15 protein-coding genes are annotated in these 13,280 nt (G+C 46.6%); 8 read left to right on the top strand and 7 right to left on the bottom strand.

Features of this window, described 5'->3' with window-relative positions; all coding sequences use genetic code 11:
• Positions 1-103: 103 nt before the first annotated feature.
• Positions 104-1,276 carry an aminotransferase gene (locus tag MHI30_RS16835; protein WP_075751262.1) on the bottom strand — a complete coding sequence of 391 codons (1,173 nt, stop codon included), beginning with the start codon at positions 1,274-1,276 and terminating at the stop codon, positions 104-106.
• Positions 1,277-1,777: an Lrp/AsnC family transcriptional regulator gene (locus tag MHI30_RS16840; RefSeq protein WP_003184796.1), complete on the bottom strand. Its 501-nt coding sequence runs from the start codon at positions 1,775-1,777 to the stop codon at positions 1,277-1,279.
• 204 nt (positions 1,778-1,981) lie between these two features.
• Between MHI30_RS16840 and MHI30_RS16845 the strand changes: the two genes are divergently transcribed.
• Positions 1,982-2,803 carry an alpha/beta hydrolase gene (locus MHI30_RS16845; RefSeq protein WP_075751820.1) on the top strand — a complete coding sequence of 274 codons (822 nt, stop codon included), beginning with the start codon at positions 1,982-1,984 and terminating at the stop codon, positions 2,801-2,803.
• A gap of 40 nt (positions 2,804-2,843) precedes the next feature.
• On the opposite strand, the gene MHI30_RS16850 is transcribed toward MHI30_RS16845, so the two are convergent.
• Entirely contained in the window at positions 2,844-3,098 is a 255-nt protein-coding gene (locus tag MHI30_RS16850; RefSeq protein ID WP_020452769.1) for a DUF1871 family protein, read from the bottom strand.
• 79 nt (positions 3,099-3,177) lie between these two features.
• A complete protein-coding gene (locus MHI30_RS16855; RefSeq protein ID WP_142238570.1) occupies positions 3,178-3,624 on the bottom strand; it encodes a hypothetical protein in 447 nt (148 codons plus the stop codon).
• Between the two features lie 158 nt (positions 3,625-3,782).
• Between MHI30_RS16855 and MHI30_RS16860 the strand changes: the two genes are divergently transcribed.
• Entirely contained in the window at positions 3,783-4,946 is a 1,164-nt protein-coding gene (locus tag MHI30_RS16860; RefSeq protein WP_075751264.1) for a MalY/PatB family protein, read from the top strand.
• 16 nt (positions 4,947-4,962) lie between these two features.
• Here the strand turns inward: MHI30_RS16860 and MHI30_RS16865 are convergent, their stop codons facing one another.
• Complete coding sequence (locus tag MHI30_RS16865) at positions 4,963-5,163, bottom strand: hypothetical protein (protein WP_020452772.1); 201 nt, start codon at positions 5,161-5,163, stop codon at positions 4,963-4,965.
• A 67-nt stretch (positions 5,164-5,230) separates the two neighbouring features.
• Between MHI30_RS16865 and MHI30_RS16870 the strand changes: the two genes are divergently transcribed.
• Entirely contained in the window at positions 5,231-5,620 is a 390-nt protein-coding gene (locus MHI30_RS16870) for a kinase-associated lipoprotein B (RefSeq protein ID WP_020452773.1), read from the top strand.
• A 27-nt stretch (positions 5,621-5,647) separates the two neighbouring features.
• Here the strand turns inward: MHI30_RS16870 and kapD are convergent, their stop codons facing one another.
• Positions 5,648-6,265: a 3'-5' exonuclease KapD gene (gene kapD / locus MHI30_RS16875; protein WP_003184808.1), complete on the bottom strand. Its 618-nt coding sequence runs from the start codon at positions 6,263-6,265 to the stop codon at positions 5,648-5,650.
• Positions 6,266-6,575: 310 nt separating this feature from the next.
• Between kapD and MHI30_RS16880 the strand changes: the two genes are divergently transcribed.
• From MHI30_RS16880 to MHI30_RS16890, 3 genes are all read left to right on the top strand, one after another.
• The gene (locus tag MHI30_RS16880) at positions 6,576-7,754 is read left to right on the top strand and encodes an MFS transporter (protein WP_041817464.1); all 1,179 of its coding nucleotides are present in this window, start codon (positions 6,576-6,578) and stop codon (positions 7,752-7,754) included.
• Between the two features lie 132 nt (positions 7,755-7,886).
• Positions 7,887-9,722 carry a transglycosylase domain-containing protein gene (locus MHI30_RS16885; protein WP_075751821.1) on the top strand — a complete coding sequence of 612 codons (1,836 nt, stop codon included), beginning with the start codon at positions 7,887-7,889 and terminating at the stop codon, positions 9,720-9,722.
• A 31-nt stretch (positions 9,723-9,753) separates the two neighbouring features.
• A complete protein-coding gene (locus MHI30_RS16890; protein WP_075751822.1) occupies positions 9,754-10,152 on the top strand; it encodes a thiol-disulfide oxidoreductase DCC family protein in 399 nt (132 codons plus the stop codon).
• Between the two features lie 51 nt (positions 10,153-10,203).
• On the opposite strand, the gene MHI30_RS16895 is transcribed toward MHI30_RS16890, so the two are convergent.
• A complete protein-coding gene (locus MHI30_RS16895) occupies positions 10,204-10,761 on the bottom strand; it encodes a YufK family protein (RefSeq protein WP_075751265.1) in 558 nt (185 codons plus the stop codon).
• A gap of 185 nt (positions 10,762-10,946) precedes the next feature.
• Between MHI30_RS16895 and malK the strand changes: the two genes are divergently transcribed.
• Both malK and MHI30_RS16905 read left to right on the top strand, forming a co-directional pair.
• A complete protein-coding gene (gene malK / locus MHI30_RS16900) occupies positions 10,947-12,548 on the top strand; it encodes a malate sensor histidine kinase MalK (protein ID WP_075751266.1) in 1,602 nt (533 codons plus the stop codon).
• On the top strand, positions 12,541-13,248 hold the full coding sequence (locus MHI30_RS16905; RefSeq protein ID WP_075751267.1) for a response regulator: 708 nt from the start codon (positions 12,541-12,543) through the stop codon (positions 13,246-13,248). Before malK ends, MHI30_RS16905 begins: the two co-directional genes overlap by 8 nt.
• Positions 13,249-13,280: the final 32 nt, after the last annotated feature.

Here is a 13,280-nt window from a genome sequence, read left to right on the forward strand (position 1 = left end):
TTGTATGTTTAAAACCGAGATGAAAGGGGAATACTAAAGAACAACTAAGGCTTTCTAGTATTCCCCCCTTATGTTGATGCGGACCTTTTAGGTGCGCATTTTTTTATTGAACTGCACCGGTCTTCTGCACAAAGCGTTTCATTCTGACGAGCGCTTCCTGAAGCTGCTCAAGCGAGGAAGCGTAGGAACATCTGATATAGCCTTCGCCGCTCGGCCCGAAAACATTGCCCGGGACGACGGCGACTTTTTCTGCCATGAGAAGCTCCTCAGCAAACTCTTCGGAGCTCATGCCCGTTTTTTTAACGGACGGAAACGCGTAAAAAGCGCCCCCAGGCTGATGGCAGTCAAGCCCGATTTCGTTCAGTGAATCCACAAACACATTTCTTCGGCGGCGGTAGCTTTTTTTCATCTTTTCGACGTCTTCGAGGCCGTTTTTAAGGGCTTCCTCCGCCGCAAATTGAGCCATGCTTGGCGCGCACATCATCGAGTACTGGTGAATTTTCAGCATAGGGTCTCTTAAATATGCAGGAGCTGCGACATATCCAAGGCGCCAGCCTGTCATGGCAAACCCTTTCGAAAAACCCGATATCAATATCGTCCGTTTTTTCATTCCGGCGATTTCCGCAAAGCTTGTATAAGCTTCATCGTATGTCAGCTCGGCGTATATTTCATCCGCTATTACAATCAGGTCATGCTTTTCAGCAAAAGCCGCGATCTCTTCCAGTTCTTTTTTTGAATAAACAGAGCCTGTCGGGTTAGACGGCGTGCAAAGGATGATGGCCTTCGTACGCTCAGTCAGAACGGCTTCAAAATCCGAAGCGCTCGCTTTAAATCCGCGCGCTGCGTTCGTGTGAATGTGAACCGCTTTTCCCCCCGCCAAAGAAACAAGCGCTTCATAAGCGACAAAACAAGGCTCTGGAATCAGCACTTCTTCTCCGGGATCAAGGATCGCCCTGACCGCAATATCAAGCGCCTGGCTTGCTCCGACTGTGACAATCAGCTCGTCATCAGGAGCATAATCCAGGTGAAAGCGTTTATTCAGATAAGCGCTGATCTCTTTCCGCAAAGAAAGAAGACCCGCGTTTGCCGTATATGACGTGTAGCCCTGTTCAAGGGAAAGGATGCTCGCTTCCCTGACATTCCACGCCGTTACAAAATCGGGCTCTCCGACGCCCAATGAAATCACGCCTTCCATTGTGGACGCAAGATCAAAAAATTTGCGGATGCCCGACGGTTTGATTTGCTGGGCTGCTTTAGAAATATAAGTTGTCCTCATTTAAGGAGACACCACGATTCTTTTGTCATCATCACCGGAGTCAAAAACTTTACCGTCATGCTTGTATTTCTTTAAAATAAAGTGGGTGGTTGTCGACACGACTGATTCGAGCGTCGATAATTTTTCGGACACGAAATGCGAAATATCCGACATCGTTCTGCCGCGGATGACAACAGACAGATCATATACGCCTGACATCAAGTAAACTGATTCAACTTCCTGAAAACGATAAATCCGCTCGGCCACTTCGTCAAATCCGACGCCGCGCTTCGGCGTTACTTTCACATCGATCATCGCTGTCACGCCTTCATGGCCGTCGACTTTTCGCCAGTCGATCATTGCCGAATAATCGATGATGACCTTTTCTTTTTCAAGCTTTTCGATAATCGCTTTTGTTTCTTCCTGTGAAATGTTCGCCATTTTAGCAATCGTTTCAGGTTCGAGTCGGCTGTTTTCCTCTAATATTTCCAATATTTCTGTTTCTTTTTCTGTTAGCTTCATCTCGTTATCACACCTTTTATATGTCAAGAAATCTTCTGAATATTATAGCACGTTTTTGAACGAATGTAAGGCGGTAAAAAAAGCGAAATCAAAGCGTGAAAAAAATTTTTTCGGGTACGATAAATAACGTACTCAGGACTTAGGCGACAACATGCGGCCAGATTGTTTGAACATGAAAGAAAAACATTCGGAGTGATTTTGATCATGCTGTTAACAAAACCTTCTATTGAGACCATTCAAGGGGTCAATATATATTATGAGCATTACGAGAATCCGGGCAGGACATCGCTCGTTTTAATACACGGCTTTCTTTCTTCCTCGTTTTGCTACAGAAAAATCATTCCTCTTCTGAAGGATGAGTTTAATTTAGTCGCCGTTGACCTGCCTCCCTTCGGCCAATCAGAAAAATCCAGCACCTTTGTGTATACTTATCAAAACATGGCCAGGGTGGTCATCGAACTGATCGAAAGGCTGAGAATTAGAGACGCCGTGCTTGTCGGGCATTCGATGGGCGGCCAGATTTCACTTTATGCGATAAAGGAAAGGCCTGAACTGTTCAAAAAAGTCGTCCTGTTGTGCAGCTCAGGCTATTTAAAACGTTCCCCCCGCCCGCTCATTTTCGGGAGCCATATTCCTTATTTTTATTTGTACATCAAGCGCTGGCTGTCAAAACAGGGCGTGCTGAAAAATCTCATGAATGTTGTCTACGACAGCTCTCTGATCGATCAGGAAATGATCAACGGCTACCTGAAACCGTTTCTCGACGATCAAATTTTCAGGGCGCTGGCGCGTCTCATCAGACACCGGGAAGGCGATTTATTACCGGACGATTTGAAGAAAATCGAGACGCCTTCCCTCTTAATCTGGGGCGAAGAGGACCGCATCGTCCCTGTACAGATCGGAAAAAGGCTTCATCAAGATCTGCCCAATTCCATTTTCTATTCCCTGCGGGATACCGGACACCTCGTCCCTGAAGAAAATCCGGATTATGTATCAGACAAAATTGCCGATTTCATTTTGACATGAATATAAATAAAACCGCCGATTGGCGGTTTTTAGATTTTGATCAGCACGAACTGCTGTCTTTGATCACAAGGAGCCGTTCAGCCAGCTGTTTGCATTTTGCCAGCGGCAGCGTCTGATCAAATGATACTTCAAAAACGGACTGGATCGCTTCGCCCAGCCGCTCTGCATCGTTTTCCGTGTATACGGCCTGAACGATCTCGGCCGCTTCCGTTTCATAAAAATCGAATCCGGCTTGAAACGGATCCCATTCCTTTATGATGTGGATGATTTGTGCTGCTGCCTGACTTTCTTTCATCATGATCACCGCTTCATTGTAATATTTCAAAAGCTATTGTATCATAACGCGCCGGCTTGTCGATAAGGAAAGCACCAGGCTATCGGCCGGCTTTTCTCCGCTTCCTCCGCCAGGCGATCAGCAGCAGCCCGATGCCGTTGACGAGAATCAATCCGAAGACGGTATTTCCGAGGGGCGCCCAGCCGTTTTCCCCCGTCAGCATCACTGACAGCACGACCTTGCCGATCAGCGTCACATTCAATACCGCAAGTCCCCACCCTAAGGAGCGTTTCCAAAATGCCGCGCCAATCAACACGAGAAACCCCATCATAAAAGCGAGCGTGACCACGGCAGAAAGCGGGTTGGACAAAAGCTTCAGCTCGTAATCCAAAACAGCCTGCATCTCCGGATTGATCCGCTCGGGGACGGGAAACCAAACCATGCTGCTCGTCATCAGCAAAAAAGTAACGATGACGCCTTTCCAAGTCCGCCTATAGCAAAAATACGCAAGCGCCAAGAGAAAAACCGGGCGAATATACCAGCTCATAGGGTTGAGATGACGCTGAAAGGCCCACTCAGGGCACACCGCTCCATTCCATCGGATGCCACTCCCTTTATTTTATAAAAGCTTTCATGGTTAAAACATTGCAATCTATCCTTATCACAGTTAATGTATAACATATGAAAAAGACATGAGGTGAGATCATGGATTTTAATACAGAACATAACAGACGCGGGACCCAGTCTGTGAAGTGGGACTTAACACAGGAATTATTCGGTGTAGATGACGCGCTTCCAATGTGGGTGGCTGATATGGATTTCCGCGCCCCTCAGCCCGTTATTGACGCTCTTCAGCAGCGTTTGGAGCACGGGGTTTTCGGCTATACATCTGCAAGCGCGGGCACGAAGGAAGCTGTCACCGATTGGCTCAGCCGCCGGCACGGATGGAATACTGAACCGGCGTTTATCACTTTCAGCCCGGGCATTGTAACAGCGCTAGCCCAAGCGGTGCAGGCGTACACAGAGCCCGGCGAGCGGGTGGTCGTACAGCCGCCTGTATATACGCCGTTCTTTGATATAGTTGAAAAAAACGGACGGGTTGTGTTACACAATCCATTAATCGAAAAAGACGGTCGCTATGAAATGGATTTTTCCGACCTTGAAAAAAAGCTTAGGGAACCGGATGTGAAGATGTTCATTCTTTGCAATCCGCACAATCCTTCCGGACGTTCATGGTCGAAAGAAGAGCTGACAACGCTGGGCGAACTCTGCCTTAAACACGGTGTCACAGTTGTTTCCGACGAAATCCATTCAGACCTGATGCTGAACGGACTGAACCATACGCCGTTCGCCTCTTTATCTCCGGAATTCGCGGATATTTCGATCACATGCATTGCACCGAGCAAAACGTTTAACTTGGCCGGGTTGCAGGCCTCAGCCATCATCATACCCGACAAGGTGAAGAGAACCGCCTTTGCAAAGGTCATGCAGCGTCAGGGACTGCATTCTTTAAATACATTTGCAGTTGCAGCAATCGAAGCGGCCTATTCAAAAGGCGAACCGTGGCTCGATCAGCTTATCCCTTACATCGAACGAAATATGGAAGAAGTCCGCCGCTTTTTGGCAGAGGAGCTGCCTGAGGTCCGCATGATGGAGCCTGACGCCTCTTACTTGGCATGGCTTGACTGCCGCAAGCTCGGATTGACGGATCAAGACATCAAACGTCTTCTCCTTCATAAAGGAAAGCTGATTCTAGAGCCGGGACCGAAGTACGGACCGGGCGGAGAAGGATTCGTCAGAATGAATGTCGGATGTTCGCTCTCTGTTGTAAAAGACGGGCTCAGACGTCTGAAGACCGCTTTTTCATAATCGTTCCCGAGCGCTTCTAAGAGCGCTTGTGGATGGTTTCATTCAATTCTCTTTCCAGCTTTTCCGCTTTTTCAGCTTCTTTTTTGGAATGCTTGATGATCAGCCGAAATACAACAATCGCGATGATAAAGAAAACGGCCAGCGTAATAAAAGAAGGGATATATTCTCTTTTGTCTTCAGGAAAATAGAGCATAAACTGAATCAGAAACGGCGCCATTTTTCTTCCTCCCTGAAATGATTTTTTTACCATTTATTTATTATGATACCATTAGGAGGCAGATGCAGTGAACAACCAATTTCAAGTCGGAGATCACGTAAAAGGGTTTTATAAGACAGGCGTCTACATCGGCGAAATTACGGATGTTAAACCGATGCACTACCTGGTCAAAATCCTCGCCGTGCTGACCCACCCGAAGCAAGGCGATCTTCATCATCCCAATAAGGCAGACGTCCCTTTTTTTCATGAACGAAAAGCGCTCGCTTTCGGTGAACAGACAAATATCCCGCACCGCATGGTGAAGCCGTTCGATGAAGCTGTACCGGATTATGCGGATTCGCTCCGCTCAGCTTTGAGCCGCTTAAAAACGGATCTGCAAAACGATTCGTCCGAATACGCGGCAAAATCGCTTGAGCTTATTCATGGGCTTGAAAAAGAATATTTCCCGCACAAATAACCCAATCTGTTTGTCAGATTGGGTTATTTATGTGGCATGCGGAAAGACTTTTGAGAGGTCAACCCGTTCGCCGATCGTCGTCGGTTTCGGATTTTCCAAATACTTCTTATCCCGTTCTACGAGCCGAAACAACTTATACGTTGTCATCGCGTCGTCAAGCGCTTTATGCTGTTTTCCCGTACCTGAATCGCCGTACTCTTCCGCTGCCTTCCACAAATTCGTCAATGTTTTGTCGCCGAAAAATTCCTTGTACTCCATGGAAAGATCCCTCATCTCCCCTTTAAACGGAAACGGAACATGGTTGAACATGCAATTTTGCTTCAGCACTTTCATATCCATGTTTCCCCATGTAATGATGACGCTGTTTCGGTCAGGATCAAGCTCCCGCAGCTTTTCAATCAGCGCGTTAAACGTGATGCCTTGGTCAACCTGTTCCTGCGTGATGCTGAGAAAATTTTTGCAGCGCCTCGTTAATTTAGGGAACTTCTTCGGCTTAATATAGCTTGAAAATGTCTCAACCACCTCATCATGAACCGCCTTTACAATCCCTGCTTCTATGATTTCCGGGAAAAAATTTTGCGGGTGATACTTTCCCTCAGGCATTGTAAATTCAAAATCAATAATCAGTAAGGTGCTCGCTTCCAACTTTCACACCTGCCTTTCTATCTCAATATAAAAAACTTATGGTGGTAACGCAGCGGATTGAAATCGTCCAAGCCTAAAGTCTTCTGAATGTTTTCCAAAGTACGCTCATATTTCTCTTATTATATCATTATATTTCTATATTTAAGGTTTTAATTTCTGAAAATGTTGAAAATTCCTTCAAATACCTAATTTCCGTTATTCCAATGAGCAGCGATTCCATACAGCTTACACATTTCATTTATAATGAAGGAAATTCAAATTTTTTAAGAAGGTGATTCGCATCTCTGTTTATAAGAAAAACCTTGTGATCATGTGGTTCGCGAATTTTTTCGTGGCCGCAAGCTCTACAATGGTTCTGCCGTTTCTTTCCCTTTATATTGAAACGCTCGGCAGCTATTCGGACGGATTTACGGCAAAATGGAGCGGATACGTTTTCGGCGTCACATTTTTGATGGCCTTTTTGGTTTCTCCTTTTTGGGGAAGGTTCGGAGATAAACACGGCTATAAAAAAATCCTCTTGATCACGGGTACCGGCATCGGCACTTGCATTCTTCTCATGTCCCTTGTTTCTTCCGTATACGAACTGTTTTTTTTGAGAATGGCGATGGGGCTCGTCACCGGGTTCATTCCCACTTCCCTTGCCATGATATCGGCTCAGACGCCGAAAAAAACGGCTGGCAAAGTGCTCGGCACGCTGCAGATGGGCACGGTCTCAGGAGGATTATTCGGCCCCTTGCTCGGCGGTCTTCTCGCCGATCGCGTCGGTTTTACATATACGTTTTTCATTACGGCATTTGCCATTTACAGCGCCGTTTTCCTCGTGTTTGCCGGAGTGCGTGAACGGCCCCTGAAGCCGAAGCGCGATGCCTCCGCCGGGTACACGAGAAAGCAGGTGCTGCAGACGATTCTGCACCAGCGCCCGCTGATTACGGCGATGATCCTCACCGCTGTGATTCAAGTGGGAAACTTCAGTGTTCAGCCGCTGCTCGCCTTATATGTCAGCGAACTGCACGGAACTGACAATCTCGCATTTTTCTCAGGGCTGGCTTTTTCTGCAACCGGCCTTGGAAGCCTTCTCGCCGCGAGAAAATGGGGCGCCTTAGGCGACCGGTTCGGCCACGGAAAAATATTGATGATTCTCGCGCTGGCTGCCGCGGTTTGCGTTATTCCGCAAGGACTTACATCTCAGTATGAAATGCTTGTGTTCTTCCGCTTTCTGTTCGGAATCGCGCTTGGCGGGATGATTCCCTGCATCACCGCCTTAATCCGAGTTGAATCTCCGGGGCCTATTCAAGGGGAAGTGCTTGGCTATAATGTAAGTTTCAGATTTTTGGGCAATGTCATCGGTCCGGTGCTCGGCGGCGTTCTTTCTAGCTTTTTCGGTATTTCTTCCGCTTTTTACGCAACTGCCGTTCTCTTTTTCGGCGGAGCATGCCTTCTGATGTTCCAAAGGTCCCAGCAAAAGAAATCAGAAGCAAAAGCAAGCTGAAATCGGATAAAAAACTGCCAATCTATCAAATTATCCTTCTCGATATCGAAAAAGAATGGTACGATATGGCTAGAATTTAGCGAAAAGAGAGTGACAAAGTTGCGTTCATTTTTTGGATGGATTTTTCTGTTGATGTTAATTCCTATATTTGTCTTTACCTTAATGGCCTCCGGCCGTGAAGCTCAGGATATGAAGCCTCTCGATCAGGTGCTCGATGAGAAGATCAATATAAAAGATATCGGCCTTGTACAAAACAGCTACATGTATGACAGGGACGGCGCCCTGATTTCCGAAATCGTTTCAGATCACCAAAACCGGGTATTTGTCCCCTATAAAAATATCCCTGATCATGTGAAGCAGCTGTTTCTGACTTCAGAGGATCGTCATTTCTTTCAGCATAAAGGCTTTGATTTTATCGGGATGGCCCGGGCCGCCGCAGCCAATGTCAAAAAAGGCGGCATTGATCAGGGGGCCAGCACGATTACACAGCAGCTTTCGAGAAACTTGTATTTGAACCATGAACGAACCTTCGACCGCAAGTTCACAGAGCTCTTGTATTCCTATCAGCTGGAAAAAAAGCTTTCAAAAGAAGAAATTTTTGAGAAATATTTAAACACGATCTATTTTAATCATGGGGTCTACGGAATTGGATCCGCGTCTTCTTTCTATTTCAGCAAGCCTTTGAAATCTCTCAACCTTGCCGAAACGGCATTTATTTGCGCGATCCCTAATAACCCTACATTATATGATCCTTTGAAACATTTTGACTACACAAAAACCCGCCAAAAGCGGCTGCTTGAAGGGCTGAAAAAAGCGGGCGTAATCACTGAAAAAGAATACAGCAAAGCCGTAAAGCAGAAAATTACGCTTAATGTAAAAGAAAAGAAAGACGCTTATCCCGACTATACGACTTATGTCAATGAGGAATTCACCAAATTGGTGTCTGCTTCGGAAGGGTTTAACGAACGGCTGAAAAAGGCAAAAACAAAAGAAGAAAAGAAAAAAATCGAAAAAGAGCTGTCTAACCGCATCAGCTCCCTCACGACCAGCGGAATCAAAATTTATACGGCACTCGATACCGGGATGCAAAACCGGGTCGTCCAGCAAGTGAATAATCGCCTCCCTTATGAAGGCGTACAAGGCGGAGCGGTAGTGATCAACCACCAAACCCATCAAATCGTCGCCATGTCCGGCGGGAAAAATTATAAAAAGTATGATTATAACCTGGCATTCCAAGCATACAGGCAGCCGGGATCATCGATTAAACCGCTCCTTGACTACGGCCCGTACATTGAAGAAACGGGTGCGACGGCAGGCAGCATGATTGACGCAAGCAAATTTTGCAGCAAAGAATACTGTCCGAACAACTTCAACGAAAGAACATACGGAACCGTGTCGATCAAGACAGCCTTTAAATATTCGTATAATACACCGGCCGTACGAATGCTGAACCGGGTCGGCGTGCAAAAAGGATTCAGCTATTTAAAACCGTTCGGATTTGATAAAATCGTTCAAAACGACTACCGTCTTCCTGCTGCACTGGGCGGATTTACATGGGGCTTCTCACCGCTGGAGATGGCCGATGCCTATACGACCTTCGGCAATAACGGCAGCTACACATCCAGCCATGCCATCACAAAGGTGACGGACTTAAAAGGCAAGACGCTTTACAAATGGAAAGACAAACCGCAGCAAGTATTCAGCATGCGGACAAACAGTCAAATGCGCGAGCTCTTATCAGCGGTTGTCAAAGAAGGAACCGGGAAAAAAGCGAATTTCAGCGGCGGATATGTAGGAGGCAAAACCGGAACATCCAATGGGTACAGAGACCTTTGGTTTGTCGGATTGACGGATACGTACACAATGAGTGTATGGGTCGGAAAAGAGGCAAAAGGCAATGTCGAGTACCTGCATCACGCGGGACCTCAACTTTTAATCTGGAGAGGAACGCTTGCATACGCATCTTAAATCAAAAAAGGGGTGGCTGAAAGTGACTGATATGCCTGAGCGAATCGTTCTGTTTGACGGCGTATGCAACTTTTGCGACGGAGCCGTTCAATTCATCATCAAGCATGATCCAGAAGGCTTATTTTCATTCGCTTCCCTGCAATCTGACACTGGAGGGAAGCTGCTCAAGCAATATCAGCTCCCCTCCGATCATTTTGACAGCTTTATTTTGATCGAAAACGGACGGGTATATCAGAAATCAACCGCGGCCTTGCACGTGGTGAAAAGTCTTCCTGGTCTTTGGCGGGCCGCTTCCGCCCTCTTGATCATTCCCAGACCGCTACGGGACGCCGTCTACAGCGTGATTGCGAAAAACCGTTACAAATGGTTTGGGCAAAAAAGCGAGTGCACCATTCCCGGTCCTGAGATCAGAAAACGATTTTTGTCATAAAAAAAACCGGAGCCGCCGGACAAACATCCGCGCTCCGGTTTTTTGCATGGCTCAAACGGGCAGGCTCGCCATGATGCTGTTATACAGCTTGATGACGATGTACACCGTGCCGATTAAAAACGTAAACCAAAACAGCAGCTCAAACATAATAAAGCCGATTAATGACATAAATGAAAGCGTGCTGTGGATCGCATAAACGATAAAAATTAAATATACGAGTGTTGCGAGTAAAAAAAGCGCTGCAATTCCAGCGGCATATTGGACAAAAATAAAGGATAAAAGGCTTGCTCCCAGATACACGGCAGAACCGATCCTGATTTTCCTCAGGTTCGAGCCTTCAGGATCTTTGGCGAAAAATAAAAGGGCAAGCTCTGTCACTGTATTGGCAATCAGCTTCAAAGCGGAAAATACCATGAAAAAAATCAGCGTAAACACAGCAAACAAAGCCATCCGGATGCCGCTCTCAGAGAAAAATTCGAGCATCCCTTTGTAAATGCCGAGAGAAGACAGCATCCCCATGGCATAGATAACGGAAGAAATCGCAAGAGATGAACTGAAAAGAAGAATTGCGATAAAAGGAAAAAAGCCTGTTACATACGTATTTTTCATAAAAAAAGTCCCTTTCTGATATGTTCCTCATTCATTATGTACGACTTATGACCTGTTGACAAGAATATTTTCCATATTTTTAATTTCTGCTGTTGCGGCAGAAAGGTGCAGGATTCTTCACAAATTCGCCATTTACTTGTAAAGTATTATGTGTTGACTAATCAATAGATCGCGAGGAATCGCCGTTGAAAAAAACATTAAAACTGCAGACACGATTAACGATATTTGTCTGCGTCGTCGTTTTGATTTCTTTATTGATCGCGTTTTTTATGGTCGGCTCTGAGACCGCAAGGAACATTCGGGAGCAGGAGCAGCAGATTGCCCTGCAGACGGCGGAGATGGTCGCCGAGGCTCCGATTACAGCGCAATCGCTGGAAAGCGGCGAATACGATGAGCTCCGAACATACACCGCCCGCGTTCAAAAAATCACCGAGACTGAATTCGTCGTGGTCATGGATATGAACAGCATCCGCAAAACCCACCCCGATCCGAATAAAATCGGAAAGAAATTCGCCGGCGGGGACGAAAAAGAAGTGTTGAAGGGCCGCCGCCACATTAGTACGGCAAAAGGCACGCTCGGTGAATCACTGAGGGCTTTTGTTCCCATCTATAATAAAACGGGCAGCCAGGTCGGAGCGGTAGCGGTCGGGATCACCCTTAACGAGATTGAGCAGATCACCCAGCAAAATCTCCGCCCTTTATATACGGTCATCGTCCTCAGCATCTTCGCCGGAATCATCGGAGCTGTCATCGTGGCGAGGAAAGTAAAAACGATTATGTTCGGTATGGAACCGTATGAAATTGCAACGCTTTTAAATGAACGCAGCGCAATGCTTGAGTCGACAAAAGAAGGGATTCTCGCCGTTGACCGAACAGGAAAAATCAAGCTCGCCAACGCTGAAGCGAAGCGCCTGTTTCAAAAAATGGGGATCGAAGAAAATCCGATAGACCGGGATGTCATCGACATCTTGCCAAACAGCCGCTTGAAACAAGTGATCGAAACACAGAAGCCCGTTCTGGACCGCGATGTCAGAATCAACGGGCTTGAACTTGTCTTTAATGAAGTTCCGATCCACTTAAAAAAGGGAAACATCGTCGGAGCGATTGCCACATTCCGCGACAAAACCGAAGTGAAGCACTTAGCTGAGCAGCTGTCCGGTGTTAAAATGTACGCAAACGCGCTCAGGGCGCAGTCGCACGAGTTTATGAACAAGCTCCACGTGATTCTCGGTCTCGTTCAATTAAAGAACTACGACGAGCTTGGAAACTATATAAAAGACATTGCGATCTATCAGCAGTCTGAAGCGAGCGAAATTATCAACCATATAAAAAACTCGGTACTCGCCGGCTTTTTGCTCGGCAAGCAGAGCTATATCCGGGAACAGGGGGCCTCGCTGGAGGTTCATTGCAGCACGAGGATTCCGGATACAGCCAACACAGCGGTGATACACGATTTGATCACCGTTATCGGGAACCTTCTCAACAATGCCCTTGATGCCGTTTCCGCAACTGAGAAGAAAAATATTTCGATTTCATTCCGCCACCATGACGGACAGCTTGATATTGAAGTCACGGATACGGGAGTCGGCATATCCAAGGAGGAACAGCAGAAAATGTTTGATCAAGGCTTTTCAACAAAGGGCTCCAACCGGGGGTTCGGGCTTTATTTCGTCGAACAAAGCCTTGAAAATTTAAATGGACATATCATCGTGACAAGCGAAAAGAATGAAGGAACGACATTCAGTCTCCGCATTCCGTATGAACCAAAGGAGGATGACCATGATTGATGTATTAATTGTTGAAGATGACCCGATGGTAAGAGAGCTGAATAAACGTTACCTCAGCCAGGTAGACGGATTTCAGCTGAAGGGAATTGCCGCTTCTTTTCAAGAGGCTCTCACCTTCCTCCGGGAAGAGCACATCGATCTGATCCTGCTCGATATTTATATGCCGGGCAGGAACGGCGTCGAGCTGCTCACTGAGATCAGACGCCAGAATCAAGCTGTCGACGTGATCGTCATCTCAGCGGCCAGTGAAATGGATGTTGTTCAAAAAACGCTGCGGTTCGGGGCTGTCGATTACTTAATCAAACCGTTCGAATTTGAGCGGTTTCAAAGCGCCCTCACCGATTACAAACGGAAGCAGCAGCTTTATGCAAGCAACCGGAATATCAGCCAAAAAGAGCTGGATTTCGAACTTTTTCAAAAAAAACGCGCGCCCGAAAAGGTGCATTTGCCAAAAGGGCTGACTAAAAGCACGCTGAAGCTCATTTGGTCAAGCATCAGATCATTTGACAGCTTGACGTTCACAACGGAAGATCTGGCCAATCACACAGAAATCTCTCAAGTTTCAATCCGCAAATACTTGAAGTTTCTGGAGGAAATCGAAGTTCTCAACGTAGAAATGGCCTACGGGACGATCGGCAGACCGGTTTTCCAATATAAATTAAATACAAATGACTTGAACGTGATTAACCAATATCTATAACATGTCCCCTCCCCGCCCGCTGCTTCCTAAAG

It is taken from the genome of Bacillus sp. FSL L8-0528, assembly GCF_038593085.1.
Classification (GTDB): Bacteria; Bacillota; Bacilli; order Bacillales; family Bacillaceae; genus Bacillus; species Bacillus paralicheniformis.

Excerpts from the sequence above, each read along its gene's own strand:
- MHI30_RS16860 (WP_075751264.1), top strand. The coding sequence starts at position 3,783 with ATGGATTTTAATACAGAACATAACAGACGCGGGACCCAGTCTGTGAAG.
- MHI30_RS16845 (WP_075751820.1), top strand. The coding sequence starts at position 1,982 with ATGCTGTTAACAAAACCTTCTATTGAGACCATTCAAGGGGTCAATATA.
- MHI30_RS16840 (WP_003184796.1), bottom strand. The coding sequence starts at position 1,777 with ATGAAGCTAACAGAAAAAGAAACAGAAATATTGGAAATATTAGAGGAA.
- MHI30_RS16905 (WP_075751267.1), top strand. The coding sequence starts at position 12,541 with ATGATTGATGTATTAATTGTTGAAGATGACCCGATGGTAAGAGAGCTG.
- MHI30_RS16850 (WP_020452769.1), bottom strand. The coding sequence starts at position 3,098 with ATGAAAGAAAGTCAGGCAGCAGCACAAATCATCCACATCATAAAGGAA.
- MHI30_RS16855 (WP_142238570.1), bottom strand. The coding sequence starts at position 3,624 with ATGAGCTGGTATATTCGCCCGGTTTTTCTCTTGGCGCTTGCGTATTTT.
- MHI30_RS16895 (WP_075751265.1), bottom strand. The coding sequence starts at position 10,761 with ATGAAAAATACGTATGTAACAGGCTTTTTTCCTTTTATCGCAATTCTT.
- MHI30_RS16890 (WP_075751822.1), top strand. The coding sequence starts at position 9,754 with ATGCCTGAGCGAATCGTTCTGTTTGACGGCGTATGCAACTTTTGCGAC.
- MHI30_RS16835 (WP_075751262.1), bottom strand. The coding sequence starts at position 1,276 with ATGAGGACAACTTATATTTCTAAAGCAGCCCAGCAAATCAAACCGTCG.
- MHI30_RS16865 (WP_020452772.1), bottom strand. The coding sequence starts at position 5,163 with ATGGCGCCGTTTCTGATTCAGTTTATGCTCTATTTTCCTGAAGACAAA.
- MHI30_RS16880 (WP_041817464.1), top strand. The coding sequence starts at position 6,576 with ATGTGGTTCGCGAATTTTTTCGTGGCCGCAAGCTCTACAATGGTTCTG.
- MHI30_RS16885 (WP_075751821.1), top strand. The coding sequence starts at position 7,887 with ATGTTAATTCCTATATTTGTCTTTACCTTAATGGCCTCCGGCCGTGAA.